Source organism: Pseudactinotalea sp. HY160 (assembly GCF_009372055.1).
GTDB lineage: Bacteria > Actinomycetota > Actinomycetes > Actinomycetales > Beutenbergiaceae > HY158.
Genome location: NZ_WHMT01000006.1, coordinates 104,221 through 129,560, shown reverse-complemented (window position 1 = coordinate 129,560; position 25,340 = coordinate 104,221). Strand labels below are relative to the sequence as shown.

At 73.3% G+C, this 25,340-nt stretch carries 25 protein-coding genes and 1 tRNA gene; 8 read left to right on the top strand and 18 right to left on the bottom strand.

The genetic code is table 11. The features are described 5' to 3' along the window. Positions 1-2: 2 nt before the first annotated feature. Positions 3-587: a GNAT family N-acetyltransferase gene (locus GCG21_RS07955; protein WP_194164996.1), complete on the bottom strand. Its 585-nt coding sequence runs from the start codon at positions 585-587 to the stop codon at positions 3-5. A 176-nt stretch (positions 588-763) separates the two neighbouring features. Then, a complete protein-coding gene (locus GCG21_RS07950) occupies positions 764-1,393 on the bottom strand; it encodes an ANTAR domain-containing response regulator (protein WP_370460222.1) in 630 nt (209 codons plus the stop codon). 113 nt (positions 1,394-1,506) lie between these two features. Between GCG21_RS07950 and GCG21_RS07945 the strand changes: the two genes are divergently transcribed. Next, positions 1,507-1,580: transfer RNA gene (locus GCG21_RS07945), tRNA-Leu, on the top strand. 160 nt (positions 1,581-1,740) lie between these two features. On the opposite strand, the gene GCG21_RS07940 is transcribed toward GCG21_RS07945, so the two are convergent. Both GCG21_RS07940 and GCG21_RS07935 read right to left on the bottom strand, forming a co-directional pair. Next, entirely contained in the window at positions 1,741-1,959 is a 219-nt protein-coding gene (locus tag GCG21_RS07940) for a hypothetical protein (RefSeq protein WP_152818860.1), read from the bottom strand. 49 nt (positions 1,960-2,008) lie between these two features. Beyond that, a complete protein-coding gene (locus GCG21_RS07935; RefSeq protein ID WP_153877811.1) occupies positions 2,009-3,259 on the bottom strand; it encodes an MFS transporter in 1,251 nt (416 codons plus the stop codon). A 135-nt stretch (positions 3,260-3,394) separates the two neighbouring features. On the opposite strand from GCG21_RS07935, the gene GCG21_RS07930 reads away from it, so the two are divergent. From GCG21_RS07930 to GCG21_RS07910, 5 genes are all read left to right on the top strand, one after another. Beyond that, complete coding sequence (locus GCG21_RS07930) at positions 3,395-4,189, top strand: alpha/beta fold hydrolase (RefSeq protein WP_152818857.1); 795 nt, start codon at positions 3,395-3,397, stop codon at positions 4,187-4,189. Positions 4,190-4,218: 29 nt separating this feature from the next. Further along, complete coding sequence (locus tag GCG21_RS07925; RefSeq protein WP_152818855.1) at positions 4,219-5,454, top strand: glycosyltransferase; 1,236 nt, start codon at positions 4,219-4,221, stop codon at positions 5,452-5,454. Between the two features lie 9 nt (positions 5,455-5,463). Beyond that, positions 5,464-6,297, top strand: a complete 834-nt coding sequence (locus GCG21_RS07920) for an aldo/keto reductase (protein ID WP_152818853.1) — start codon at positions 5,464-5,466, stop codon at positions 6,295-6,297. Between the two features lie 115 nt (positions 6,298-6,412). Further along, entirely contained in the window at positions 6,413-8,059 is a 1,647-nt protein-coding gene (locus GCG21_RS07915; RefSeq protein WP_152818852.1) for a SulP family inorganic anion transporter, read from the top strand. Between the two features lie 10 nt (positions 8,060-8,069). Then, positions 8,070-8,789, top strand: a complete 720-nt coding sequence (locus GCG21_RS07910; RefSeq protein ID WP_152818850.1) for a peptidyl-tRNA hydrolase — start codon at positions 8,070-8,072, stop codon at positions 8,787-8,789. A gap of 27 nt (positions 8,790-8,816) precedes the next feature. On the opposite strand, the gene GCG21_RS07905 is transcribed toward GCG21_RS07910, so the two are convergent. The 13 genes from GCG21_RS07905 to hisI form a co-directional block, all read right to left on the bottom strand. Then, the gene (locus GCG21_RS07905; RefSeq protein ID WP_152818848.1) at positions 8,817-9,512 is read right to left on the bottom strand and encodes a hypothetical protein; all 696 of its coding nucleotides are present in this window, start codon (positions 9,510-9,512) and stop codon (positions 8,817-8,819) included. A 144-nt stretch (positions 9,513-9,656) separates the two neighbouring features. Continuing rightward, positions 9,657-11,075, bottom strand: a complete 1,419-nt coding sequence (gene pyk / locus GCG21_RS07900) for a pyruvate kinase (RefSeq protein WP_152818846.1) — start codon at positions 11,073-11,075, stop codon at positions 9,657-9,659. A 105-nt stretch (positions 11,076-11,180) separates the two neighbouring features. Continuing rightward, the gene (locus GCG21_RS07895) at positions 11,181-15,320 is read right to left on the bottom strand and encodes a glutamate synthase central domain-containing protein (RefSeq protein WP_152818844.1); all 4,140 of its coding nucleotides are present in this window, start codon (positions 15,318-15,320) and stop codon (positions 11,181-11,183) included. A 111-nt stretch (positions 15,321-15,431) separates the two neighbouring features. Then, positions 15,432-16,436: a prolipoprotein diacylglyceryl transferase gene (gene lgt / locus GCG21_RS07890; RefSeq protein ID WP_370517394.1), complete on the bottom strand. Its 1,005-nt coding sequence runs from the start codon at positions 16,434-16,436 to the stop codon at positions 15,432-15,434. 23 nt (positions 16,437-16,459) lie between these two features. Beyond that, positions 16,460-17,260: a tryptophan synthase subunit alpha gene (gene trpA, locus GCG21_RS07885; protein ID WP_152818840.1), complete on the bottom strand. Its 801-nt coding sequence runs from the start codon at positions 17,258-17,260 to the stop codon at positions 16,460-16,462. Next, entirely contained in the window at positions 17,257-18,486 is a 1,230-nt protein-coding gene (gene trpB, locus GCG21_RS07880; protein ID WP_152818838.1) for a tryptophan synthase subunit beta, read from the bottom strand. Before trpB ends, trpA begins: the two co-directional genes overlap by 4 nt. A 13-nt stretch (positions 18,487-18,499) precedes the next feature. Next, complete coding sequence (trpC, locus tag GCG21_RS07875; protein WP_370517393.1) at positions 18,500-19,312, bottom strand: indole-3-glycerol phosphate synthase TrpC; 813 nt, start codon at positions 19,310-19,312, stop codon at positions 18,500-18,502. Between the two features lie 129 nt (positions 19,313-19,441). Further along, positions 19,442-19,852: a DUF2752 domain-containing protein gene (locus tag GCG21_RS07870; RefSeq protein WP_152818836.1), complete on the bottom strand. Its 411-nt coding sequence runs from the start codon at positions 19,850-19,852 to the stop codon at positions 19,442-19,444. Then, positions 19,839-20,051 (bottom strand): hypothetical protein, encoded by a 213-nt coding sequence (locus tag GCG21_RS07865; RefSeq protein ID WP_152818834.1) that lies wholly within the window; start codon positions 20,049-20,051, stop codon positions 19,839-19,841. The genes GCG21_RS07870 and GCG21_RS07865 overlap by 14 nt, the downstream gene beginning before the upstream one ends. A gap of 488 nt (positions 20,052-20,539) precedes the next feature. Beyond that, the gene (locus GCG21_RS07860) at positions 20,540-20,854 is read right to left on the bottom strand and encodes an HGxxPAAW family protein (protein WP_152818832.1); all 315 of its coding nucleotides are present in this window, start codon (positions 20,852-20,854) and stop codon (positions 20,540-20,542) included. A 108-nt stretch (positions 20,855-20,962) separates the two neighbouring features. Then, a complete protein-coding gene (locus tag GCG21_RS07855) occupies positions 20,963-21,601 on the bottom strand; it encodes a Trp biosynthesis-associated membrane protein (protein ID WP_152818830.1) in 639 nt (212 codons plus the stop codon). Next, on the bottom strand, positions 21,598-23,130 hold the full coding sequence (locus tag GCG21_RS07850) for an anthranilate synthase component I (RefSeq protein WP_152818828.1): 1,533 nt from the start codon (positions 23,128-23,130) through the stop codon (positions 21,598-21,600). Before GCG21_RS07850 ends, GCG21_RS07855 begins: the two co-directional genes overlap by 4 nt. After that, positions 23,127-23,480 carry a phosphoribosyl-AMP cyclohydrolase gene (gene hisI / locus GCG21_RS07845; RefSeq protein WP_370517392.1) on the bottom strand — a complete coding sequence of 118 codons (354 nt, stop codon included), beginning with the start codon at positions 23,478-23,480 and terminating at the stop codon, positions 23,127-23,129. Before hisI ends, GCG21_RS07850 begins: the two co-directional genes overlap by 4 nt. A gap of 130 nt (positions 23,481-23,610) precedes the next feature. Between hisI and GCG21_RS07840 the strand changes: the two genes are divergently transcribed. Then, positions 23,611-24,216: a maleylpyruvate isomerase family mycothiol-dependent enzyme gene (locus GCG21_RS07840; RefSeq protein ID WP_194164995.1), complete on the top strand. Its 606-nt coding sequence runs from the start codon at positions 23,611-23,613 to the stop codon at positions 24,214-24,216. A 39-nt stretch (positions 24,217-24,255) separates the two neighbouring features. Here the strand turns inward: GCG21_RS07840 and GCG21_RS07835 are convergent, their stop codons facing one another. Continuing rightward, positions 24,256-24,480: a hypothetical protein gene (locus GCG21_RS07835; protein WP_152818824.1), complete on the bottom strand. Its 225-nt coding sequence runs from the start codon at positions 24,478-24,480 to the stop codon at positions 24,256-24,258. 275 nt (positions 24,481-24,755) lie between these two features. Here GCG21_RS07835 and GCG21_RS07830 point away from each other — a divergent pair, with 275 nt between their 5' ends. Next, on the top strand, positions 24,756-25,268 hold the full coding sequence (locus GCG21_RS07830) for a hypothetical protein (protein ID WP_152818822.1): 513 nt from the start codon (positions 24,756-24,758) through the stop codon (positions 25,266-25,268). Positions 25,269-25,340 lie beyond the last annotated feature (72 nt).

Below are 25,340 nucleotides of genomic sequence, written 5' to 3'. Positions count from 1 at the left end.
GATCAGTGCTGGGCGGCGGTGAGCTCGCGGCTGCGGCGGCGGCGGGCGATGAGGTCGTCGAAGCCGCGCACCCGGCGCTCCCGGTGGCTCACGGGCACCTCGAGGCGCCGCAGGAGCGCGGTGGTGTCGACGATCCGGCGCGACCCGGCCGGTCCGAATCCGAGGCCGGCGAGGAAGCGCTGCTCGCTCCGGGCGCCGGTGAGCACGATCGTGACGATCCGCTCGGCCTCGACCTCGACGGCGAGGTGCGCGACCTCGGTCATGAGCATGCGGCCCACGCCCCGGCGGCGGAACTCCGGATGCACGAAGACCGCCTCGATCTGCAGGAACCGCAGGTCGGCGAAGACGCTCGTGTCCACGATCTGGCAGAACGTGATGCCCATGATCCGGTCGTCGGACTCGGCCACGACCAGGTGGGTGTCGGCGAGCTCGAACCAGGCGGCCAGCTGCTCGGCCACGCGATCGCCGTCGGGGCTGCACAGGTGCGGTCCGAGCGGGGAGTCGGCCCGGGCGAGGCGGAGGATCTCGAGCACGTCGTCGAAGTCGCCGGGTACAGCCCGGCGCGCGGAGAGGTTACCCCAGGCCACGGTCATCACTCCTGTTCATCCTCGTGCCGCGGGCGCGCGGCCACCGAACCGGTCCAGCGGCGCCGACCGCTCGGACCGGCGTGTCGGTACAGGCCGGGCGTCAACTGCTGCGCTAGGGTCCGCAGTCTGTCACACCGACCGGACGGATGGCGACCCCCGCCGGCAGCCGGATGGGGCTACTTCTTGCCGCCGACCTGATCGATGACGGCGTCGGCCACCTCACGCATGGTCAGGCGACGGTCCATCGAGGTCTTCTGGATCCACCGGAACGACTCCGGCTCGCTCAGGCCCATCTTCGACATGAGCAGGCCCTTGGCGCGGTCGACGCGCTTACGGGTCTCGAACCGGTCGGTCAGGTCGGCGACCTCGGCCTCGAGGGCGGAGATCTCACGGTGCCGGTGCATCGCGATCTCGATCGCCGGGAGCAGGTCCGCGGGCGTGAACGGCTTGACCACATAGGCCATGGCGCCGGCGTCCCGGGCGCGCTCGACCAGTTCCGTCTGGGAGAACGCCGTGAGCAGCACGACCGGGGCGATCCGGGCCTTGGTGATCCGCTCGGCGGCGCTGATTCCGTCGAGGATCGGCATCTTGACGTCCATGACCACGAGATCGGGTTCGAGCTCGGTGGCGAGCTTGACGGCGGCCTCGCCGTCACCGGCCTCGCCGACCACCTCGTATCCGGCCTCGTTCAGGGTCTCGACCACGTCGAGCCGGATGAGGGCCTCGTCCTCGGCCACGACGACGCGGCCGCGGTGCTGGGCGGGGGTGTCCCCCACGGAGCCGAGATCGATGTCGTCGAGATCGATCGTCGGCGCGTCGGGGTGCTGGTCACGGTTAGGCTTCTCATCGCTCACAAGAGGCAGCCTAGCCCCCGAACGGTCTGGGAGTGTGCCGAAGAACGGTATCCTGTGTCTCACTTGCCCCGATAGCCCAACCGGCAGAGGCGTTCGGCTCAAACCCGATCCAGTGTGGGTTCGAATCCCACTCGGGGCACCGCCGCGGCGAACGGTCTTCGACGGCGAGCCGGTCGATCGACCGGCCCCGCCGCCCGTTTCACGAGCCGGCCGCCGATCCGGGCATCGTGAACGTCGCGGAGCGGACCGAGGTCCCGGGAGCGGCACCCCCTGTCGAGTCCGGGCTGGAACGACCCGGCTCACGCATCGCAGCGGCAGACGAAGTTCCACTCGACGACCTGCTCCTCCGGCCGGGCCCATGCCTCCGCCTCGGCGCGGGAGGCGAAGGAACGAGGGGCGAGGCGCCCGTCGGCCATGACGACTCCGACCGTGATCTGCTCGCGCGGGTCGTCGGTCTCCTCGAGTGCGCGGCCGGCCGCCGCAGCGGTGGCCGTTCGGGTGGTCGTTGTGGAGCTCATACCTCTATTGTCCCTCCGGAGCCCGCCGTCCGAAAGACGGGGACGCCGGTCAGGCCGCCTCGCCCTCGGTGACCGGTGCGGGCACGAACTCGAGCGTGTCGCGCGCCCACAGCCACGGCGCGGCGCCGACGAGGCAGACGATCCCGGTCGCGAGGAACGCCGCCTCGAAGCCGGCCCGGTCGGCGACGACCCCGATGAGGATCGGTCCGAGGATCGCGCCGCCGTCCTGGGACATCTGGAACGCCGACAGCACCGTGCCGCCGCCGCGTTCGCGCCCGATCACGTCCGCCACGGCCGCCTGCAGACCGGGGCTCACGAACCCGGCGCCGATCCCGGAGAGCAGGGAGAGCGCGAAGAGGGCGCCGAGTCCGACCCCGTCCCCGAGTCCGTCGCGGCCCGTGAGCCCGAGCAGGCCCATCGCCACGGCCATGACGAGCATGCCCGCCACGATGAGCGGGCGGCGCCCGATCCGGTCCGCGAGCCGCCCCGAGACCTGCAGCGTGCCGGCCGTTCCGACGGCCCCGATCGCGAGCACCGCGCCCGCGACCCACGGCTCGTCGAGCACGGCGATCGCGAGCAGCGGCAGCACCGCCATGCGCACCCCGAAGTTCGTCCAGCCGTTGGCCGCGCCGGAGACGAGGGTCGCGCGGTAGGCGGGCAGCGCCCACGCCTCCCGCAGGGTCATCGCGGCGGCGCCGCCCGCCCCGGGGTCGTGCCGGACCAGCCGGCTCCCGCCGAGCCCGATCGCCACGACCGTCGCCGCCACGAGCAGCGCGATCCCGTACACGATGAACGGCACCCGCATCCCGTAGACGGCGAGGAGGCCGCCGAGCACCGGGCCGATCATCCCGCCGATGAGGAACGCCGAGCCGTAGGCCGAGGACACCCGGCCCCGGGCCGACGTCGGCGCGAGCCGCACGAGCAGCGCCATCGCCGAGATCGTGAACATCGTCGAGCCGATGCCCCCGAGCCCGCGGAACAGCAGCAGCTGCGGATACGACGTGGCGAAGGCGGTCGCGATCGAGGAGGCCGCCACGATGAGCAGGCCCACGAGGTAGACCGGCCGCTCCCCCAGCAGCCCCACGAGCCGGCCGCCCACGGGGGCGAACACGAGCCGGAAGAACGCGAACGCCGAGACGATCACGGAGGCGGCCGCGACCCCGACGTCGAAGGAGCGCGCATACGCCGGCAGCACGGGCGAGACGAGCCCGAACCCGATCGCGATGACGAACGCGGCCCCCACGAGCACCCAGATCTGACCCGGGATCGGCACCCGCGGGCCACGGACATGAACTGACACGCCCCCATTCTGCCCCGGAGTCGGCCGAGGCCGCCCGAGGCTGCCCGAAGCCGCCCCGAAGCCGCCCAGAGCCGCCCAGAGCCCAGCGCAGCCCGCCCTGGCAGGGCGCCCGCGGCGCGTGGGATCCTGGCGAACATGAGCACCCCGCCCCTCGCCCTGCGCCGGCACGGCCCCGCCGGCGGCCTCCCGCTCGTGCTGCTGCACGCCTTTCCGCTCGATTCGAGGATCTGGGACGACGCCCTCCCGCACCTGCGCAGCGTGCCGGTCGTCACGCTCGACGCACCCGGGTTCGGCGGCTCGGCCCCGCTCCCGGGCGAGCCCTCGCTCGAGGCGTACGCGGACGCCGTCCATTCGACGCTCACCGGCGCCGGGATCGGGCGCGCCGTCGTGGCCGGGCTCTCGATGGGCGGGTACACGGCCCTCGCCCTCGCGGAGCGCCATCCGGGACTCCTCGCCGGGATCGGGCTGCTCGACACGAAGGCCGAGGCCGATTCGGAGCAGGCACGCGCCGGCCGGCTCGCGGTGGCGGGGCGCGCGGAGGAGGTCGGGGCCGAGGCGGTGCTGGGGATGGTCGAGACCCTGCTCGCCCCCGCGACCCGGGCACGGCGCCCGGAGATCACGGACCGGGTGCGCGGCCGGCTCGCCGAGGCTCCGGGTCCGGCGATCGCCTGGGCGCAGCGGGCGATGGCGGCCCGGCCGGGCCGGCTCGGGGTGCTCGAGCGCGTCACCGGCCCGGGTCTCGTGCTCCGCGGCGAGTTCGACGCCGCGATCCCGCCCGCGGCGCTCGAATCGATGGCGGCGGCGCTCGGTCGGGGGCCGGGCCCGGGGGCGGAGCCGGTCACCGTGCCGGGCGCCGGGCACCTGAGCTGCCTCGAGGCGCCCGCCGAGGTGGCCGCCGCGCTCCTCCGGCTGCACGGTCGGGCCCGGTAGGGTCCGGGGGCCCGGGTAGGGTCGATGGCATGAGCGGCCAGCCGGGCGCCGACGGTCCACCCCTGCGGATCGCCCTCGTCTCCATGCACACCTCCCCGATCGGGCGCCCGGGCGCGGGCGACGTCGGCGGCATGAACGTCGTCGTGCGTCAGGTCGCCGAGCGTCTCGGCGCGGCCGGCCACAGCGTGGACATCTACTGCCGGCGCGGGGACGGCGCGTCCCCGGCCCGGGTCTCCCACTCACCGGGCGTGGTCGTGCACCATCTGCCGGCCGGCCCGCCCACCCCGCTGACCAAGGCCGAGCTCGAGGATCACGTCGAGGAGTTCACCGAGGCGCTCGCCCGCGAGGGACCGTGGGACATCCTCCACTCCCACCACTGGTTCTCCGGGATGAGCGCGCTGGCGATCGCCCGCGAGCGCGGCCTGGGCCACGTGCAGAGCTTCCACTCGATCGCCGCCGACCCGGCCGATCCGCTCGCGTTCGGGGAGCGCCCGGAGGGCCCGGGGCGCCTGCCCGGTGAGCGGCTGCTCGCGCGCGAATCCGATGCGGTGATCGCGGTGAGCCACGCCGAGGCGAACACGGCCGTGGGCCGGCTCGGCAGCGCGCCCTCGCGGGTGGTCGTGGTGCCGCCGGGGGTGGACTCGGAACAATTCCATCCGATCGCTCCGACAGGTCCGACCGTCCCGGGCACCTCCGCCGGGCGGCCACGACTCGTGGTCGCCGCCCGGCTCGAACCGCTCAAGGGCGTCGACCTGGCGATCGAGGCCCTCGCCCGCCTCGACGAGCCGCGCCCGCTGCTCGTGGTCTCCGGCGCCCCGACCGGCGGCTTCGCCGACTACGCCGCCGATCTGCACGAGCTGGCCCGCGGCCTCGACGTCGCCGGCGACGTGGAGTTCGCCGGTCCGCTCGGACGGGCCGACCTGGCCGAGCGGATGCGGCACGCGCTCGCCGTGCTCGTGCCCTCCCACTCCGAGACGTACGGGCTCGTCGCCCTCGAGGGCGCGGCCTCGGGCCGGCCGGTCATCGCCTCCCGTGCCGGGGGCCTGAGCGACGCCGTGCTCGACGGGGTCACCGGCATCCTGCTGCCGGACCGGGACCCGGAGGTCTGGGCCGGCACGATCCGCTCCCTCCTCGAGGATCCCGGCCGCGCCGCCGAGTTGGGCCGGGCGGGCCGCGAGCACGCCCTGGCGCATCCCTGGCAGGCGACCGCCGCGGGGTGGGAACGCACCTATCGGCACGTGATCGCCACGGGTGGGCACGGCTAGGCTGACGTGATGACGACCGCCGCCACCCTCACCCTGGCCGACGGCACCGTCGTGCCGAGGCTCGGACAGGGCACCTGGTATCTGGGCGACGACCCGGGCACACGCGACACCGAGATCGCGGCCCTGCGTGCGGGGATCGAGGCGGGCCTCACCCTCGTCGACACGGCCGAGATGTACGGCGGGGGCCGCAGCGAGAGCCTCGTCGGGGAGGCGATCGCGCCGGTGCGCGACGAGGTCTACCTCGTGGACAAAGTGCTGCCCTCGAATGCCTCGGCCCGGGGCACGATCGAGGCCTGCGAGCGCTCGCTGCGGGCCCTCGGGACGGACCGGATCGACCTCTACCTGCTCCACTGGCCCGGCCCCCACCCCGTGGCCGAGACCGTCGAGGCGTTCGAGCACCTGCGCGGGCGCGGCCTCATCGGCGCCTGGGGAGTGAGCAACCTCGACGCCCTCGACCTGGCCGACCTGCCCGCGCCGCCCCTCGTCAACCAGGTCCTGTACAACCCCTCGCGCCGGGGCGTCGAGTTCGACCTGCTGCCGGCGCACCGCCGCAGCGAGCCGGCGATCACGACGATGGCCTACTCCCCCATCGAGCAGGGCCGGCTGCTGGGCGAGCCGGTGCTGGCCGAGGTCGCCGAGGGTCATGGGGTCGACGTCGCGCAGGTGCTGCTCGCCTGGGCGATCCGGGACGGCGACGTGGTCGCCATCCCGAAGGCCTCCTCGCCCGAGCACGCGCGCGCCAACGCCCGCGCGGGAACGCTGCGGCTCACGCCGGCGGACCTGCGCCGCATCGACGCCGCCTTCCCGCCGCCGACCGGGCCGGCCCCGCTCGAGATGCTCTGAGTCGCTCCGAGGCACCCGCCGCTGCGCCGCCCGGGTATGGGTATGGTGACGAGCGGTGGGGCCGGCCGCCCGTGGCCACGCCGTGCCACCGGGAAGGGACCCACGTGAGTGCTCGATGAACCGTGCCTGGGAGTACGCCCGCACGCTGCTGCCGCAACGTTCCGACTACGCCGGCCTGGGCCGCAGCTGGCGCGGTGACCTGCTCGCCGGCCTGACGGTCGGGATCGTCGCCCTGCCGCTGGCCCTCGGCTTCGGGATCTCCTCCGGCGCCGGCGCGCAGGCCGGCCTCGTCACCGCGATCGTCGCAGGCTTCCTCGCGGCCGTCTTCGGCGGTTCGAACGTGCAGGTCTCCGGGCCCACCGGCGCCATGGTCGTCGTGCTCGCCCCGATCGTGGCCACCCACGGGATCGAGGCCGTCGCGCTCGTCAGCCTCATGGGCGGGGTGATCGTGCTCGTGGCCGGGATGCTGCGGCTCGGGCGGACCGTCTCCTTCATCCCGTGGCCGGTGATCGAGGGCTTCACCCTCGGCATCGGCGTGATCATCTTCGTCCAGCAGATCCCCTCGGTCGCCGGTCGCACGCCCGAGCACACGAACGTCGTCGTCGCTGCCTACCGGGCCCTCGCCGCCGCCGAGCCGGTCTACCTGCTGTGGTCGCTCGGGGCCGTGGCGATCGTGGCCGCCTGCATGATCGGCCTGCCCCGAATACATTCGGGGATCCCCGGCTCGCTCGTCGGGATCGTCGTCGTCACCGTGATCGCGCTCGTGCTACCCACGCCGCTCGCGGTCATCGGCGAGCTGCCGAGCGCGATCACCGCCCCGCGCCTGCCGGCGATCGACGCGGCCACGGCGGCCTCCCTGCTCCTGCCGGCCGTCACGGTCGCGGCCCTCGCGGGCATCGAGTCGCTGCTGTCGGTGCGGGTGGCGGCCTCGATGGGCGACACCGGCCGCTACGACCCGGACCGCGAGCTCGTGGGGCAGGGGATCGCCTCGATCGGCGCCGGCCTGTTCGGCGGGATGCCCGCCACGGGCGCGATCGCGCGCACCGCCGTCAACCTGCGCGCGGGCGCCCGCACCCGGGTGGCCTCCTCCGCCCACGCGGTCGTGCTGCTGCTCATCGTGCTCGTGGCGGCGGCCCCCGTGGGCGCCGTGCCGCTCGCGGCGCTGGCGGGCGTGCTCATGGTCACCGCCTCCCGGATGGTCAACCGGCGCGCGGCCCGCTCGATCCTGTTCTCCACGCGGGCCGACGCGGCCGCCTACGTCGTCACCGCGATCGTGACGATCTCGGTCGACCTCATCGTCGCGGTGATCATCGGGATCGTCGTGGCGGGCTTCTTCGCCCTGCGCTCCCTCTCCCGCTCGACCGGCGTGCGCCGCGAACAGATCCGCGGCGCCCGCGAGCCGGGCGACGACCGGATCGCGCTCGTGCGCATCCGCGGCCCGCTGTTCTTCGCCGCGGCCGACCGCGTGCTCGAGGCCGTCACCGGGATCGACGACGTCTCCGTGGTCGTGCTGCAGATGTCCCAGCTCGAACTGGTCGATGCGACCGGGGCGCACACGCTGAGCGAGATCGTGCAGCGGCTCGAGGCCCGCGGGGTCACCGTGCTCATCAAGGGGGTCCGGCCCGGCCACAGCTCCCTGTTCGAGACGATCGGCGTGCTCGGCTCGCTGCGGCACCACAGGCACCTCTTCCTCGAGCTCGACGACGCGCTCGCCCACGCCCGCTCCCACGTGCGGCGGGAGCGGGAGTCCGCCACGGAGTAGGGTGCGAGCCATGAGGGCCTACGATCCGGCGACCGATCTCGTCCAGCCGATCCTCGTGCCCCGCTCGGGAACGCACCTGGCCATGATCCGGGCCGTCGCCGCCGCGTCCCTCGCCGCCTATCTCGACGCGCCCGCCGGCGGATCGGTCCCCACGCAGGCCGGTCCGCCGGAGCCGTGGGCGACGTGGCTCGACGTCGCCCCCGCGAAGACCGTGCGCCGGGTCAAGGCGGGCGCCCACCTCGACCAGGTACGGCGGTGGGCGGTCGAGACCGGGGCGGACTGCGCCGTCCGCACGCTCCCGCAGGGCGACGTCATCGCCCTGGCGCCCATGCACTACGGGGAGTTCCCGCGGCGCGCGGCCGGGGCACAGGTGAGCGGCCTCGACTACCCCCGCGAGCCCGACGAGACCAGCGAGCCCAGTGAGCCCGGTGAGCCCAGTGAGAATGGCCCGGTTCACATCGCCGTCATGACCGAGATCTCCACGGGCAAGGCCGCCGCGCAGGCCGCCCATGCGCTCTGGCACTGGGCGCTCGGTTCCCTGGCCACGCCCGCGGGCGCGTCGGAACTGCGGGAATGGGCGCAGGCGGGGATGCCGATGCGGATCACGCTCGTGCCCGGGACCGAACTCTCCCAGTGGGCCGCCCGTCCGGGCGCCGCCGCGCCGGTCCACGACGCCGGCCGGACCGAGGTCGCGCCGCACACGCTCACCGCGGTGGCCGTGGCCCGGTAGCCGAGCGCCCGCGGGCGGAGCGCCCGCTCAGGAGACCGGCGCGTCCACCTCGACCGAGGCGATCAGCTCCGCGCAGCCGTCGGTGATGATCTCCTCGTAGGCGGGATCGGTCCACTGGCAGTAGATGTGCAGGAGCTGGGTGGTGGAGAAGAGCCAGTAGCCCTCGTAGCTGTACTTGGACACCTCGAGGCTCTGCCGCATCGCCGGGTAGCCGCCGACCTCGGTCAGCTCCGGGTCGTCGAGGGGCACGGCACCGATGACCTGGCGGTAATGGGCGAGCCGGTCGCTCACGGCCGAGAGCGGCACCGCCCCGCACTCCTCCCCGCCCTCGGTCCATTGGAGGCCGTCGTAGCTGACGACGTCGAGCACGTTGAGCGTGGGCACCGTGCCGACCGGCTTCGCGACCCACAGGTCGAGGATGTTCTCCTCCACCGGGTTGTCCTCGTAGTAGCCGCCCGTGACCTCGAAGCCCTCGGGCAGGTCCCAGGTCGCGCGCGTCAGATCGGTGTCGGCCAGGGTGAGTTGGTCCTCCCCGCCGGTGCCGCAGTCCTGCAATTGCGGGGCGAGGGTGACCGGCGGGTCGCCCGCCGCCGAGCCGCCGCGGCCCGAGGGGGCCTCGTCGCCCGCCGCCCCGCCGTCGGGCAGCACCCCGCAGGCGGCGAGCAGGGCCGCCGCGGTCAGCGCCGCAGCGACGGTGGACAGCCGTCGGGATCGCACGTTCACACGCCCTCCTGCATCTGATGGAACCCTCGTCCCCGTGGATGGTAGCGAATGCACCTGATGGCCCTCCCCGAGCGCGAGACGGCGGCGCCCCCGGGGGAGCGCCGCCGCCTCATCACCGTGCCTCGGGCATCGAGGGCATCGACGTCAGTCGAACCGGTCGCCCATCTTGTGCACGCGGATCGAGTTCGTGCTGCCGGCGATCCCCGGGGGCGCACCGGCGACGACGACCACGCGGTCGCCCTCCCGGCTCGCCCCCTGCTCGCGCAGCGTCACGTCGACCTGGCGCACCATGTCGTCGGTGTGCGCGACCTGCGGAACGAGGAAGGTCTGCACTCCCCAGCTGAGCGCGAGCCGGGAGCGCACGTCGGCGACCGGGGTGAAGGCGAGCAGCGGGATGCGCGACCGCAGCCGCGACATCCGCCGGGCCGAGTCGCCCGACTGGGTGAAGCAGGCGAGGTAGGTGGCGTCGAGGGCCTCGCCGATGTCGTTCGCGGCCTTCGTGATCACACCGCCGCGGGTGTGCGGATCCTGCGCCTTGCGCGTGATCCGGTCCATCCCGTTCTCCTCGGTGGTGGCGATGATCCGCGCCATGGTCTCCACGCACACGATCGGGTACTTGCCCACGCTCGTCTCGCCCGAGAGCATGACCGCGTCCGCACCGTCGAGCACCGCGTTGGCGCAGTCGGAGGCCTCGGCGCGGGTGGGCCGCGGGGAGGAGATCATCGACTCGAGCACCTGGGTGGCCACGATGACCGGCTTGGCGTACTGCTGGCACAGCTCCACCGCGCGCTTCTGCACGATCGGCACCTGCTCGAGCGGGAGCTCGACGCCGAGGTCGCCGCGGGCGACCATGATGCCGTCGAAGGCGTCGACGATCTCCTCGAGGTTGTCCACGGCCTGCGGCTTCTCGATCTTGGCGACGACCGGCACGATCCGGCCCTTCTCGTCCATGATCGCCCGCACGTCGTCGTAGTCGGCCGCGCTGCGCACGAACGACAGCGCGATGAAGTCGGCGCCGAGGTCGAGCGCCCAGCGCAGGTCCTCGGCGTCCTTCTCGCTCAGGGCGGGCACGTTGACGGCCACGCCGGGCAGGTTGAGCCCCTTGTTGTTCGAGACGGGTCCGGGCACCTCGACGCGGGTGGTCACGCGGGTGGCGGTCACGTCGGTGACCCGGACGGTCACGCGGCCGTCGTCGATGAGGATGGCGTCCCCGACGGACACGTCCTGCGGGAGGCCCTTGAACGTCGTCGAGACGAGCTCCTTCGTGCCGGGCACGTCCTCGGTGGTGATCGTGAAGATGTCGCCCTCGGCGAGCTCGTGGTGGCCCTCGGCGAACCGGCCGAGCCGGATCTTCGGCCCCTGCAGGTCGACGAGCACCGCGACGGCCCGGCCCGAGGCCTCGGCGGCGGCGCGCACCCGGTGGTACACCCGCGCGTGGTCCTCCGCGTCACCGTGGCTGCGGTTGATCCGCGCCACGTCCATTCCGGCATCGACTAGTGCTTGCACCATCTCGTCCGATTCCGTCGCCGGACCGAGCGTGCACACGATTTTGGCTCTTCGCATGGGGGTCAGCCTATTCCCTTCTTCCTGCTTCTCGAGACGAGCGTCCACTGCGCAGACCCCCGCCGTCCGTATCCGTCGTCGCCCCGGTCGAGGCGGCGACGTGGTTCAGTGCCAGCGCCGGGCGATGATCCGCTCCCAGGCGTTGGTGACGTGGCTCACCCGCTCGGATCGGGGGCCGGCGCCTGTGTCGATCGCCCGCGGCTGCACGCGCGTGAACCGGGTCTCGATGTCGTCGGGGTTCGACAGCAGCGCCGTGGCGATCCGGGAGTCGGTCACCTCGGCGTGCTCGGCCAGGAGCACGGTCAGGGCCCGGACGTCGAACTCGTCGACGCCGCCGGTGCGCAGCTGTCCGCCCCGCGCCCGATGGAGCAGCTCCTCCTCCAGGTCGAGCACGTACGCCACTCCGCCGCTCATCCCGGCGCCGAGGTTCCAGCCGGTCGGGCCGAGGATGAGCACGGTCCCGCCGGACATGAACTCGCAGGCGTGGTCGCCGGCGCCCTCGCAGATGAGGGTCGCCCCGTCGTTGCGCAGCCCGAACCGCTCCCCCACGGTGCCGCCGAGGAAGACCGATCCCGAACTGGCGCCGTAGGCCACCGCGTTGCCCGCGATGACGTTCGCCCCGGAGGCGAACACCGATGCCCGGTCGGGCCGCACGATGACCCGCCCCCCGGAGAGCCCCTTGGCCACGTAGTCGTTCGCGTCGCCGACGACGCTCAGCGTGACGCCGGCCGGCAGGAAGGCGCCGAGGCTCTGCCCGGCCGTGCCCCGCAGGTCGACCGTGACCGTCCCGGCCGGCAGGCCGACCGGTCCGTATCGGCGGGTCACCTCGGCCCCCAGACGCGTTCCGATGCTCGCGTCGGCGCTGTCGATCCTCGCCTCGAGCCGGACGGCGCCGCCACCGGTCAGGGCGGTGCGGGCGCCGCGCGCCAACGCCTCCTCGAGGGCGGAGGGACGCTCGAACGGCTCAGGCGGCCCGTCGGGTGTGTCGGGGTGTGCCGCCGGGCTGCTCGGGCCCGCCGGCTGCCCGGGTGTCGGGGCGAGGAGGTCGCTCAGGTCGAGCCCGTGCCCGGCCCATTCGGACACGGCGCGGGAGGTGTCGAGGAACTCGCCGCGTCCGACGATCCCGGCGAGGCCGCGGGCGCCGAGGCGTCCGAGCAGCTCCCGGACCTCCGCGGCGACGGCTTCGGGGTCGGCCTCGGGGGCGAGCACGAACTCCTCGGCCCCCAGCAGCGCGGCGACGACGACGTCGTGGCCGTCGCGCAGGTCGGCGTCCGCCACGAGGCGGACGGTCCGGTCGCCGGCCCGGTCGAGCCGGCGCCGGGTCGCGAGCAGCCCCAGTTCCCACGGCAGGCCGCGGCGATGGAGGTCGTCGAGCAGGTCGCCGCGGCCGCGGGCCGCTCCCGCGACGGCTTCGGCCTCGGCGGAGACGACGATCGCGTCGGCGTGGGAGTCCACGATCCCGGGCACGTAGGAGCCCATCGTCGGCTCGGTGAGCAGCTGCACCCAGATCCGGGCGGCGGGGGCGGCGCGGCGCAGGTCCCGCACGAGCTGGGCGAGATCGTCGGTGCCGGTCACGTCGTGGTGGGGCGGGGGCGCGAGCCGCAGGACCGACGCCGCCGCGACGGCCGCCGCCGTGAGGGCGTAGCGGCTCACCGTGACGTCGACCGGCCGGTGCGTCGAGGAGTGGACGTGCAGGCGCGCGCGGATCGCCTCGACGGACTCGACGGACTCGGCGGACTCGACACGGTCGAGGGCGCCGTCGGACCGCCCGCGGGGGCGCGGGGGCGCGTCGGCGCGCAGGTCGAGCAGGTCCTGCAGGGGCCGCGCCGGGGCGACCGGCGGGTCGACCGTGCCCGCCCGGCCGCGCGGCAGGTCGGCGACGATGCGTTCGAGGCCGACGCCGCCGACCATGCTCGCGGTGCCGGGGAAGAATTCGGCCACGAGGTCGTGGTCGAGGCCGAGGGTGTGGCACAGCCTCGATCCCCGATAGGCGCCGAGGGCGGAGATGCCGTGCGCGCCCATGACCTGCAGGAGTCCGCGCCCGAGCCCGCCGAGGAGGTTCTGCACCGCGACCTCGGGATGAATGCCGGCCAGCGCGCCGGTGCGGACCCGGTGGACGACGGTGGAGATGGCCACGTACGGGTTGACGCACGCCGCGCCGTAGTCGATGAGCCGGGCGAGCTGGTGCACGTCGCGCACGTCCCCGGCCTCGACCACGAGACTCACCCGGGCGCGATCCCCCGTGCGACCCAGGTGGGAGTGCACGGCCGAGGTGACGAGCAGCGACGGGATCGGCGACCGGGCGGACCCGGGGGCCACCCGGTCCGAGAGCAGGAGGAAGTCGACGCCGTCGGCCACGGCCGCATCGACCTCGGCGAGGATCTGCGCCAGCCGCGCGCGCAGGGCGCTCGCCCCCCGTGCCGGATCGACCGTGGCCGAGATCCGCCGGGTGGTGAAGCCGCCGTCGCGCCCGTCCATGGCCGCGAGCATCGCGAGCTCGTCGTTGGCGATCGCCGGCCCGCGGACCACGACCTTGCGGGCGTGCTCGGGACCGTCGGCGAGGAGGTTGGCCTCGGGGCCGATCGCGGCCGCGAGCGAACTGACGACCTCCTCCCGCACGGCGTCGATGGGGGCCTGGGTCACCTGGGGGCGGGGCTCGCAGAAGTAGTCGAAGAGGAGCCGGGGCCGCGTGCCCGCGGCCGCGGCGACGGCCGGTCCGATCGGCGCGATGCCGGTCATGGCCGTGGGCACGAGGAGGGCCTGGATCTCCTCCCCCCGGTACCCGAAGAGGTGATGCCAGCGGGCCAGCTCCCGCGAATCGGGCTCGGCCGCCGTGCGCGCTCCCGGCTCCGGTTCGAGCGGGCGCAGGTTGGCCTCGAGCCATTCCGAGTACGGGTACCGCTCGGCGAGCGGGGACTTGATCGCCCGATCCTCGAGGATCTGCCCGATGCCCGTGTCGACGAGGAAGATGGTGCCCGGGGCCAGCCGGCCCTTCCGGGCGATCCGGGAGGGATCGATGTCGAGCACGCCGACCTCGGAGGCGAGCACCACGAGGCCGTCCTCGGTGAGCACGTACCGGCCCGCGCGCAGGCCGTGGCGGTCGCCCGTCGCCCCCACGAACCGGCCGTCGGTGAAGCACACCGCCGCCGGGCCGTCCCAGGACTCCAGCATCGTGGCGTAGTACTGGTAGAAGGCACGGTGATGCGGATCCATGCCGGCATGGTGCTCCCAGGCCTCGGGGAGCATCATGAGCACGGCGTGCGGCAGGGACCGCCCCGAGACGTGGAGCAGTTCGAGCAGTTCGTCGAAGCTCGCGGCGGGCGACTCCTGGGGCGAGCAGATCGGCCCGAGGTCCGCCACGTCGCCGAGGCCCTCGGCCGCGAACGCGTGCGCCCGCGCCGCCACCCAGCTGCGGTTCGCGTTGATCGACGTGATCGTGCCGTCGTGGGCGGCGACCCGGAAGGGGTGGGCGTGGGCCCAGTCGAGGCTCTCGGACTGCGCGGCGCGGGAGTGGACGACCGCGATCTCGGAGGCGAACCGCGGATCCGACAGGTCCGGATAGAACCGCTCGAGGTCGCCGGCCCCCACGAGCGCCTTGTACAGGATCGTGCGGGCGGAGAAGCTGGCGAAATAGGCGTCGGTGGCGTGTTCGCTGCGCTTGCGCAGCCGGTAGACCTGCCGCTGGAGCGCCTCGGGGTCGCCGTGCTCGGGTTGCGAGGCGGGCTGCGCGAGCCGCACGAACAGCTGCCAGACCGAGGGCATCGTGGCGGCGACTGGCCCGGCGGCCACGTCGGGCCGGGTCGGCACCGGACGCCAGGTGAGCACGCTCAGCCCCTCCTCGCCGGCGAGGAGGTCGATCGAGGCGCGCACCCGCCCGGCCCGCTCCTCGTCGGCCGGCAGGAAGCACATGCCCACGGCATAGTGCCCCGCGCGCGGCAGGTCCGCGACGGTCACGTCGCGCATGAGGGCGTCGGGGATCTGGGTGAGCACGCCCGCCCCGCCGCCGGGGCCGCCGCGGCGGTGGTCGAGGTTGCGCAGGGCCGTGAGGCCGTGATCGATGATGTCCCGCCCGGGCATGCCCCGCAGGGTCGCGATGAACGCCACCCCGCCCGCGGCCGACCCCGCCTCCGCGCCGGCTCCGTCCGGGGCCTCGCGAGGGGACGGCTGCGGGTCGTTCAGCTGGTCGGCGAGGTCGCTCAGGTCGGGCAGTGCGCGCGCTGCCGCCAGTTCACGACCACTGATCATCCGACCGTCCTCACGTCCTCTGGAGAGGTTCACTTCTTCCGGTAGGGACGACGTCGGCCCGTGACTCGCATCACGATAGCTCCTATGGCTGCGCCGGCGCTGCGTGCCCGGTCACAATCCGGACTCATTCCGGTCGCGCGCCCGTTCCGGCGGCGCCGCAGGCTCCTCGTCTCCGGTCGCCTCGTCCTCGGCTCCGGTCGCGGGCTCGCCCGGGTCCGGTGCCTCCTCGCCCGGGTCCGGCGCCTCCTCGCCCACCGTGTCCGGCTCCCGCCCGGGCAGGTACGGGCCGAGCTCGCGGCCGCGATGACGACGACCGATGACGACGACCATGGTGACGGCGAACGCGAACACGAGGATCGCCGTCCACACGTTGAGCCGCAGCCCGAGCACGTGCTCGGCCTGGTCGATGCGGAGCGTCTCGATCCAGCCGCGTCCGAGGGTGTAGAGCGCGACGTAGGACCAGAAGACGCGCCCGTGGCCGAGCCGGAAGCGGCGGTCGAGCCACACGAGCACGCCCGCCGCGGCGAGGTTCCACAGCAGTTCGTAGAGGAAGGTCGGGTGGAACAGCGTGCCGGGCGGGAAGTCGAGGCCCTGCGCGGCGAGGGTGCCGTCGGAGATCTGCAGCCCCCACGGCAGGGTGGTCGGGCTGCCGAAGAGCTCCTGGTTGAAATAGTTGCCGAGCCGGCCGACGGCCTGCGCCACGAGGATGCCGGGTGCCAGGGCGTCGGCGAAGGTGTCCAGCCGCAGGCCCCGATGGCGCAGGAAGAGCCACGCGGCCAGCCCCCCGGCGGGGATGGCGCCCCAGATCCCCAGGCCGCCCTCCCAGATGTACAGGGCGCGCACGAGGTCGCCGTCCGGGCCGAAGTAGGCGTCCGGGGAGGAGAACACGTGGTAGAGCCGGGCGCCGATGATCCCGGCCGGGACGGCCCAGAACATCGCGTCCACGACGGTGTTCTCGGGGCCGCCGCGGGCACGGTAGCGGCGGATCGCGATCCAGGCGCCGAGGGCGATCCCCGCGAGGATCGCGATGGCGTAGGCGCGGATCGGCACGGGCCCGAGGTGCCAGACCCCCTGCGTGGGGCTGGGGATGCCCGCCATCGGGACCAGCTGAGTCACGTGAGCCCCCTGCGCCATGGAGATCATCGGCTCGCCCCCACGCCGGCGGCGAGCTCTCCGACGATCGTCGAGAGCGCCTCGAGGGCCGTCTGCGGGTCGGGGCTCGAGGAGAGCGCCTTGACCACGGCCGAACCGACGATCACCCCGTCGGCGTAGCGGGCGACCTCCGCGGCCTGGGCCCCGGTCGAGACGCCGAGTCCGACGCACACCCGCTCGGCACCGGCGTCCCGCAACCGGGTCACGAGCGAGTGGGCGGCCACGCCGACGCTGGCCCGGGTGCCGGTCACGCCCATGGTCGAGGCTGCGTACACGAATCCCCGGCCGGCGGCGGCGGTCATCGCGAGCCGGGCGTCGGTGGAGGAGGGGGCGACGACGAAGACCTTGTCGAGGTCGTGCCCGTCGGCGGCGGCCACCCAGTCGCCGGCCTCGTCGGGGATGAGGTCGGCGGTGATGAGGCCCGCTCCCCCGGCCGCGGCCAGGTCGGCGGCGAACCGGTCGACGCCGTAGCGGAACACGGGGTTGTAGTAGGTCATGACGAGGGTCGGCGCCCCGGTGGCCGCGACCTCGGAGACGGCGGCGAGCACGTCCCGGGTGCGCGTGCCCTGGGCCAGTGCCCGGCCCGCGGCGGCCTCGATCACCGGGCCGTCCATGCCCGGGTCCGAATACGGCAGCCCGAGCTCGATGACGTCGGCGCCCGCGGCGACGGCCCGCTTGGCCGCCTCGACGGAGAGCTCGAGGGTCGGGTAGCCGACCGGCAGGTAGATGATGAGCGCGGCCCGGCCCTCGGCCCGGGCGGCGTCGATCGCGGCGGCGGTCAGGCTCATGCGCCCTGCCCTTCGTTCTCGAGTCCGAACCAGTGTGCGGCCGTGGCCACGTCCTTGTCACCGCGTCCGGAGAGGCTGACGAGCAGGTGTGTGTGCTCCGGGTCGGCGCCGGCGGCCGCGAGCTCGGTGCCGAGGTCGATCGTGGCGGCGAGCGCGTGCGAGGACTCGATCGCGGGCATGATCCCCTCGGTGCGGGTGAGCAGCGCGAAGGCGTCCATCGCGGCGGAATCGGTGATCGCGCGGTATTCGGCCCGGCCGATGCTCGCGAGGTAGGAGTGTTCGGGCCCGACGCCCGGGTAGTCGAGGCCGGCGGAGATCGAGTGGGACTCGATGGTCTGACCGTCCTCGTCCTGCAGCAGGTAGCTCTTGGCGCCGTGGAGCACCCCGGGCGCTCCCTTGGTGATCGTGGCGGCGTGGCGGCCGGTCTCGACCCCGTCGCCCGCGGCCTCGGCGCCGAGGAGACGCACGCCGTCGTCGTCGAGGAAGGCGTTGAAGATGCCCATGGCGTTCGACCCGCCGCCGACGCAGGCGAGCACCGCGTCCGGGAGCCGTCCGGTGCGTTCGAGCAGCTGCTCCCGGGCCTCCTCGCCGATGATCTTCTGCAGGTCGCGGACCATCTCGGGGAACGGGTGCGGCCCGGCGACCGTGCCGAAGACGTAGTTCGTGGTCTCGACGTTCGTGACCCAGTCGCGGAAGGCCTCGTTGATCGCGTCCTTGAGCGTGCGCGAGCCCGAGGAGACGGCGACGACCTCGGCGCCGAGGAGGCGCATCCGCGCCACGTTGAGGGCCTGCCGCTCGACGTCGACCGCGCCCATGTAGATCGTGCAGTCGAGCCCGAACAGGGCGGCCGCGGTCGCGGTGGCGACACCGTGCTGGCCGGCGCCCGTCTCGGCGATCACGCGGCGCTTGCCCACCCGGCGGGTGAGGAGCGCCTGGCCGAGCACGTTGTTGATCTTGTGGGACCCGGTGTGGTTGAGGTCCTCCCGCTTGAGGAAGACCCGCACCCCGCCGGCGTGCTGGGCGAACCGGGGCACCTCGGTGATCGGGGAGGGCCGGCCGACGTAGTCGCGCAGGAGGGCGGACAGCTCCTCCCGGAAGGCCGGGTCGGCCTTCATCGCGCGCCAACCGGCGGTCAGGTCGTCGAGGGCCGCGATGAGCGCCTCGGGCACGAACCGGCCCCCGAACTCACCGAAGTAGGGCCCGGCCAGGTGTTGCAGATCGCTCATCCTTCTCCTTGGATCACGGGCGCGCCGAGCGCAACGCCGGGTGGGCTCCGGCCGCGACCATGTCGGCCACGGCCGTCCGGGGTTCGCCCTGGGTCACGAGGGCCTCGCCGACGAGCACGGCATCGGCCCCCCAGCGGGCGTACTCGAGCACGTCGTGGGGTCCGCGGACCCCCGATTCGGCCACCCTGACGATCCCGGCGGGGATCTGCGGGGCGACGTCGGCGAACACGTCGCGGTGCACCTCGAGGGTGCGCAGGTCGCGGGCGTTGACCCCGATGATGCGGGCGCCCGCGTCCACGGCGCGGCCGGCCTCCTCGGCCGTGTGCGCCTCCACGAGTGCGGTCATGCCGAGGGAGTGCACCCGGTCCACGAGGCCCGCGAGGGCGGGCTGGTCGAGGGCCGCGACGATGAGGAGCACGAGGTCGGCGCCGTGGGCGCGCGCCTCCCACACCTGATAGGGCGTGACGATGAAGTCCTTGCGCAGCAGGGGCACGCTCACCCGGGCCCGCACGGCGTCGAAGTCGGCGAGCGATCCGCCGAAGCGGCGCGACTCGGTGAGCACCGAGATCGCCGCGGCGCCCCCGGCCTCGTAGTCCTCGGCCAGCCCGGCGGGATCGGCGATGTCGGCCAGCGCCCCCTTGGACGGGCTCGACCGCTTGACCTCGGCGATGACGGTCACGACGTCCTCGCGCTTGAGAGCGGAGACGGCGTCGATCGCGGAGTCGCGCCCGTGCGCGAGTTCCTTGAGTTCGCCGAGGCTGAGCTTCGCCTCGCGCTCGGCCACGTCGATCCGGGTATCCGCCACGATCTGATCCAGAACAGTCACTCCGGTGCCCTCCTCGTTCCGCCCGTCCACTGACTCGGCTGCCACCCATCGTAGTTGGACGCGGGACCTGCTCGATCCAGCACCCGGATCCGGCCACGTGCCGGCCGACGTGCCGCCGGCCGGCACCCGTCAGCGCAGGTGGGGTGCCAGCACCGGCGCGAGGGCGGGGAGGTTGCGGAGGAGGGCGAAGAGGACGGCCACGGCACCGGCCGTGATCACGAGCCAGGTCGGCAGTTGCCGGGCCCGACGGCCGGTCCAGGCCCGGATCGTCCAGGCGACGAGGGCGAGCGCCGCCACCGGCACCGCGAGGGTGACCAGGGGATTCATCGCCCAGGCGCCCGCCAGGTCGCCGGCGGTCAGGTCGTGGACCGCCCGCAGCCCGCCGCACGTCGGGCAGAACCAGCCGGTCAGGGCGAGCACCGGGCAGAGCCCGTAACCGCCGCCGTGCGGGTCGCGCACCGCCACGAGGGCGGTGGCCGCGGCGGCCACCGCCAGCAGCACGCTCGGGGTGCGCCGGTCCCGGCGCTCAGGCCGCGCCATCGCCCTGAACCAGCCCGAGCAGCGCGAGTCCGGCGGCCGCCAGCCCGAGGACCAGGGCGATGATCCCGATGACGAGCCCTCCGGTCGCCACGCCGGAATTGCTCGCGGTGCCGCGGGCCGCGGCGCCGCGCCCCTGCGCGCCGAGCACGATCGCGGCGATCGCCAGCACCGAGCTGACGATCGGGATACAGCACAGCACGAGGGCGACGATCGAGCAGACGAGGGCGCCCGTTCCCTTGCCGTTGTCGGTCGTGACCGCTGGAGCGAGGCCGAACGGGCCCGCCTGCCACGGTCCGGCCTGACCGTACTGAGGGTGCTGACCGTACTGAGGGTGCTGACCGTACTGAGGGTGCTGACCGTACTGAGGGTGCTGACCGTACTGAGGGTGCTGACCGTACTGAGGGTGCTGAGCGTACTGAGGTGGCGGCGGGACCTGCCCCGGGGGCGGCCCGGCCTGCCACGGCCCGCGCTCAGGGTCTGGCGGGTGCTGAACGTGCTGAGCGTACTGGGGCGGGTGCCCGCCGGAGTGCATTCCGGCATAGGGGTCGGAGCCGCGGTCGGGCTCCGAGGGCGGATAGGCGGTCATGAATCCACTTCTGGGCAGATCACCGGCAGCTGACCGTCGGGTCATTCACGGGCTCACCGGCGGGTTGTCCGCAGGGCTCGCCGGCGGATAGTGCGGGTGGCTCAGCGCACGTCGGGGACCGGGCCGGTGAGCGGATCCGTGAGCGAGGGCACGGGCCGACTGGTCTTCGGCTGGCCGTGCCCGAGCCCGCGGAGCACGAGGCTCACGATGAGGCCCACGGCGATGACCACGGCGCCGCCGAAGATGACGCCCCAGTGATCGGAGACGGCACCGATCGCGATCACGATCGCCCCGGCGGCCACGATCCAGAACAGCGCCCAGCCGGCGACGGTGCGGCCGTGATTGGCGTACGGCGCCACGGGCGGCGGGTCCATGAGGGGCTGCACCGGTTCGCGGCGGGTCACATCCTGAGTCATCGGTCCTTCGTCCTTCGACAGGTCAATCGGGTGCTTGGGCGTGTTTCGTGTAGCTGCTGGGCCGCGGGCCCACGGGCGGTGTCGCTGCCTTCCCGCCACGCGCTCATCCTACCGGTCGGGATCGGCCGACGGGTCTTCGCCACGGCCGATCGCGTCCCAATCGTCCATCGCCCGCACGCGGCGGGCGGTGCTGCCGTCGTCGGCGGGTCCGGCCTGCCCCGACAGCCCCACAGTGTCCGCAGAGGCCGCAGGGTCCACCGGTCCGCGCTGGTATCGCCGCCCCACGGCCGCCCACCGCCCGAACTGCCACGGCAGCACGAGCACGACGAGCGCCACGACCGCGGCCGCCACGACGGTCACGACCGGCCAGGCGGTGACCGAGACCGCGCCCACGAGATCGCGCACCCGGGTCGCCTCGCCGGCGGCGGAGACGAGCGGCGGCTCGGGATCGCCCAGGAACGCGATGCCGGACCAGCCGGCGAGGAGCGCGGCGAGCCCGGCCCCGGCGAGCGCCGCGATCCGCGTGGCCCGGCCCGAGAGCCCGAGCACGAGCGCCGCCACGATGACCACGAGCCCGGCGCTCGGCACGGCGGGTGCCGCATCGGTGCCGGCGAGCACGATCGGCACCGGCCCGTCCGTGCCGCGGCCCTCGCCGCGGGCCCACGTGGGCAGCGAGGTGCCCACGAGCACGATCCCGAGCAGCCCGACGAGCAGGACGGCCCGGCCGCGGGTGAGCGAGGCTCTCATACCGGCCGGATCCGGGCGGCGGTGGCGATCGCGTGGACCACGGCGGCGGCCTTGTTGCGGGTCTCCACGTACTCCGTGTGCGGATCCGAATCGGCCACGAGGCCGGCACCGGCCTGCACGGTGGCCACGCCGCCGGCGATCACCGCGGTGCGGATCGCGATGGCCATGTCCATCTCGCCCGCGAAGTCGAAATATCCGACCGTGCCGCCGTAGAGCCCCCGCCGGGCGGGCTCGTGGGAGTCGATGAGCTCGATGGCCCGCGGCTTGGGCGCGCCCGAGAGCGTGCCGGCCGGGAAGGCGGCCGTGAACGCGTCGAGCGCGGTCGCATCGGCGCGCAGCCGCCCGCTCACGGTCGAGGTGATGTGCATGATGTGGGAGAACCGGCGGATCGCCATGAACTCCTCGACGGCCACGCTGCCCGGGCGGCACACCTTGCCGAGGTCGTTGCGGGCGAGATCGACGAGCATGAGGTGCTCGGAGCGTTCCTTCGGGTCGGCGAGCAGCTCGACTCCGAGCTCCTGATCCTCGGCCGGGGTGGCCCCGCGCGGGCGGGACCCGGCGATCGGGAAGCTCGTGACCCGGCCGGAGTCCACCTTGACGAGGGTCTCCGGGGAGGATCCGACGACGTGGAACTCCCGGCCGTCGGGTTCGGCGAGGTGCACGAGGTACATGTACGGGCTCGGGTTGATCGTGCGCAGCGCCCGGTACACGTCGAGCGGGTCGGCCTCGCAGTCGAGGTCGAGCCGCTGACTGAACACGACCTGGAACACCTCGCCCTCGGTGATCGCGCGCTTCGCGGACCGCACGCTCTCCTCGAACTCGGCCTGCGTGCTGCGGTAGCGCACCTGTGGTTCGTGCGCGGCGGGATCGAGGACGGCGACGCTCGCCTCGGCGGGCCGTCCCACCCGGGCGGCGAGCGAGTCCAGGCGACGGACCGCGTCGTCGTAGGCCTCCTCGACGCCGCCGGAGGTGTCGTTGGTGTTGATCGCGTTCGCGATGAGCCAGATCGAGCCGTCGTGGTGGTCGACCGCGACCATGTCGGCCACGAGCAGGAGCGCGAGGTCCGGCAGGCCCTGCTCGTCCGGGGCCTCCCGCGGCAGGGTCGGCTCCCACTCCCGGGTGAGATCCCAGCCCATCGCGCCCACGAGGCCGCCCGTGAGCGGCGGCAGCCCCTCGAAGCGTTCGGTGTGCAGGGCCGCGAGCGTGCCGCGCAGCACGTCGAGGATCGGGCCCGACTGCGGCACGGAGACGGGCGGCTCCCCGCTCCAGGCGGCCTGCCCGTCCCGGGCGGTCAGGGTCGCCCGCGTGCTCACGCCCACGAACGACCACCGGTTCCACGCACCGTCGGTCTCGGCCGATTCGAGGATGAACGTGCCGGGGCGACCGGCGGAAAGGCGCCGGTACAGGCCGACCGGGGTGACGTCGTCCGCAAGCAGGCGGCGCACGACGGGAATGACGCGACGGTCGCCGGCGAAGGTGACGAACTCCTCCCGGCTCGGCCAGGTGTGGCCCCATTCGAGCGTGCTCATTCGCCGACCACCGCCCCGAGGTCGCCGCCGGCCTCGAAGCACGTGCGCGTGCCGGTGTGGCAGGCGGCACCGACCTGGATCACGCGCACGAGCACGGCGTCGCCGTCGCAGTCGAGGGCGGCCGAGCGCACCCACTGCACGTGCCCGGAGGTGTCGCCCTTGCGCCAGTACTCGCCGCGGGAGCGCGACCAGAACGTCACGCGGCCCTCGGTCAGGGTGCGGTGGAGGGCCTCGTCGTCCATCCAGCCGACCATGAGCACCGCATCGGTCTCATCGTCCTGGATCACGGCGCAGACGAGGCCTGCGGCGTCACGGCGCAGGCGCTGGGAGATTTCGGGATCGAGCGGCACCCGAGCATCCTCCCACGATCAGGGTCGGGTGAGCTGCGCCGAGCCGGTCATGACCGTCGAGACTGAGATCGGAACGGTTCGAGTCCGGGTGAGGCGGGTCCTTCCTGGTGCGGCGTGTCAGGGTGGAGCCATGTGGTCAGGTATCGAACGCGACGCATTGGTGCGGGCTCTGCTCGCCACCGATCCCCAGACGCCCACCCTATGCGAGGGCTGGCAGGCCCGCCATCTCGCGGCGCACCTATATCTGCGGCGGCACCGGCCCTGGGCGATGGGGCAGCTGTCTTCCGTGGCCGAGCGCGCTGCCGACCCGGCGGCCTATCTCGACGTGGTGGCCGAGTTCGCGGCACCCGTACCGGCCCGCTCACCGCTCGCGCTGCTCGACCGCTCGGATGCGGCGAACCTCGCCGAGTACGTCATCCATCACGAAGACCTGCGCCGCGGGGAGGCCGCAGGCGCCGGTGCGGTGGCGCGGGAGTTCCCGGCCGAGATGACCGCGGCGGTGCTCGCGCAGCTGCGCGTCTTCAGCATGCGGATGTTGCGGGGCTGCCCCGTGGGCGTGGTGCTCGCGACCCCGGCGGGGATCTCGCGGGTGGTGCGCACCGGCCCCGCGCCGGTGACGATCCGCGGCACGGCAGCGGATCTGGCCCTGGCCCTGGCCGGGCGGCTCCGGGCCGCCCACGTGAGATGGGTTGGCCCGCCCCGAGCCATCGAGGCCCTCCGCCACCAGCTGCACTGACCCCACCGAAACGGCGACTTAGATCCGATAAGCGAAGCATCAGAAGTTCGCAGCAAATTTTAAGCAATCCGGCTTTTCGGATGCGATTCCCGCGCGCCCCGTCGGATTCTTGACAAATTCCGGAACGCCGGATACCTTTTTGAGATCAGACGATGATGACCGAACGGGAGCGGCAGCAGTGGCACGGGGAAGAATTAAGCCAACATTGGGGGTGGTGGCGCTGACCGCGGCATTGGTGGTGGCCGCGCCGGCCTCCGCGGCCACGGTGGGGCCGGTCTATTGCAGTGATGATTCAGGTGCGATGGGTGCCACGGAGTCCACTGGCCAGATCACCTACCTGGCGGGACTCGGTTTCAGCCACTGCGGAACCCTGGGGGTGCGCGCTAACTATACTCACGTGGGCGGCGCCAGCTGGACGAAATGGACTCACATCACGTGGGGGGACGGAAGCGCGGTGCTGTACATCAAGAATGGCGTCAAGTCTCAACACTCGACGTCCGTCGGAAACCTCCTTTTCACCTCATACCGATAGGCGGTCAGTGACGATGGTGAGGCTGGGGCCCTGGGCCCTCGTTATCGCGGTGGTGCTGCTCGGCGGATGCTCCAACTCAGGCACTGAGCAGTCCACAGCTGTTCCTGCTGGTTGGTTGAAGGACGCCGACACGTCAAACGTGTCGGCGGCACAGGCTGAGGAGATCAGCGACCGCGTGGCAACGGCAGATGAGTACCATGCGGCGTTCGCTCGGTACAGGGAGTGCTTGAGCGCGGCCGGATTCGAATTGGAGAACGTACAGTTCAACCATCCTGTCTACGAGGCCCGGGTGCCGAATGCAGCGGTGGAGGATGGCGCAGACTCCGAGTGCTACCAGGCGGAGTTCCGATACGTGGACATACTCTGGCAAAACTCGGACCTGGTCCAGGAGGCCCGTGATCCCTCTCCGGCTTTTCGGGAGTGCTTGCAGGAACGTGGCATCGAGCCGGCGGAGAATATGAACGAGATTCTCGAGCAGCTGCGGGAGGCGGGCATCGAACCGCCTGAGTGCCTCCAGTAGGGCGTTGTCGATGACAAGCGGTGAGGGGTGAGGTAGCAGATGGTGCGGGTCCGTGACGGCGCCACGCCAGGT

Coding starts and splice junctions, on each gene's coding strand:
- GCG21_RS07940 (WP_152818860.1), bottom strand. CDS start 1,959: ATGAGCTCCACAACGACCACCCGAACGGCCACCGCTGCGGCGGCCGGC.
- GCG21_RS07930 (WP_152818857.1), top strand. CDS start 3,395: ATGAGCACCCCGCCCCTCGCCCTGCGCCGGCACGGCCCCGCCGGCGGC.
- GCG21_RS07925 (WP_152818855.1), top strand. CDS start 4,219: ATGAGCGGCCAGCCGGGCGCCGACGGTCCACCCCTGCGGATCGCCCTC.
- GCG21_RS07920 (WP_152818853.1), top strand. CDS start 5,464: ATGACGACCGCCGCCACCCTCACCCTGGCCGACGGCACCGTCGTGCCG.
- GCG21_RS07915 (WP_152818852.1), top strand. CDS start 6,413: ATGAACCGTGCCTGGGAGTACGCCCGCACGCTGCTGCCGCAACGTTCC.
- GCG21_RS07910 (WP_152818850.1), top strand. CDS start 8,070: ATGAGGGCCTACGATCCGGCGACCGATCTCGTCCAGCCGATCCTCGTG.
- pyk (WP_152818846.1), bottom strand. CDS start 11,075: ATGCGAAGAGCCAAAATCGTGTGCACGCTCGGTCCGGCGACGGAATCG.
- GCG21_RS07895 (WP_152818844.1), bottom strand. CDS start 15,320: ATGATCAGTGGTCGTGAACTGGCGGCAGCGCGCGCACTGCCCGACCTG.
- trpA (WP_152818840.1), bottom strand. CDS start 17,260: ATGAGCCTGACCGCCGCCGCGATCGACGCCGCCCGGGCCGAGGGCCGG.
- trpB (WP_152818838.1), bottom strand. CDS start 18,486: ATGAGCGATCTGCAACACCTGGCCGGGCCCTACTTCGGTGAGTTCGGG.
- GCG21_RS07870 (WP_152818836.1), bottom strand. CDS start 19,852: ATGGCGCGGCCTGAGCGCCGGGACCGGCGCACCCCGAGCGTGCTGCTG.
- GCG21_RS07860 (WP_152818832.1), bottom strand. CDS start 20,854: ATGACTCAGGATGTGACCCGCCGCGAACCGGTGCAGCCCCTCATGGAC.
- GCG21_RS07855 (WP_152818830.1), bottom strand. CDS start 21,601: ATGAGAGCCTCGCTCACCCGCGGCCGGGCCGTCCTGCTCGTCGGGCTG.
- GCG21_RS07850 (WP_152818828.1), bottom strand. CDS start 23,130: ATGAGCACGCTCGAATGGGGCCACACCTGGCCGAGCCGGGAGGAGTTC.
- GCG21_RS07840 (WP_194164995.1), top strand. CDS start 23,611: ATGTGGTCAGGTATCGAACGCGACGCATTGGTGCGGGCTCTGCTCGCC.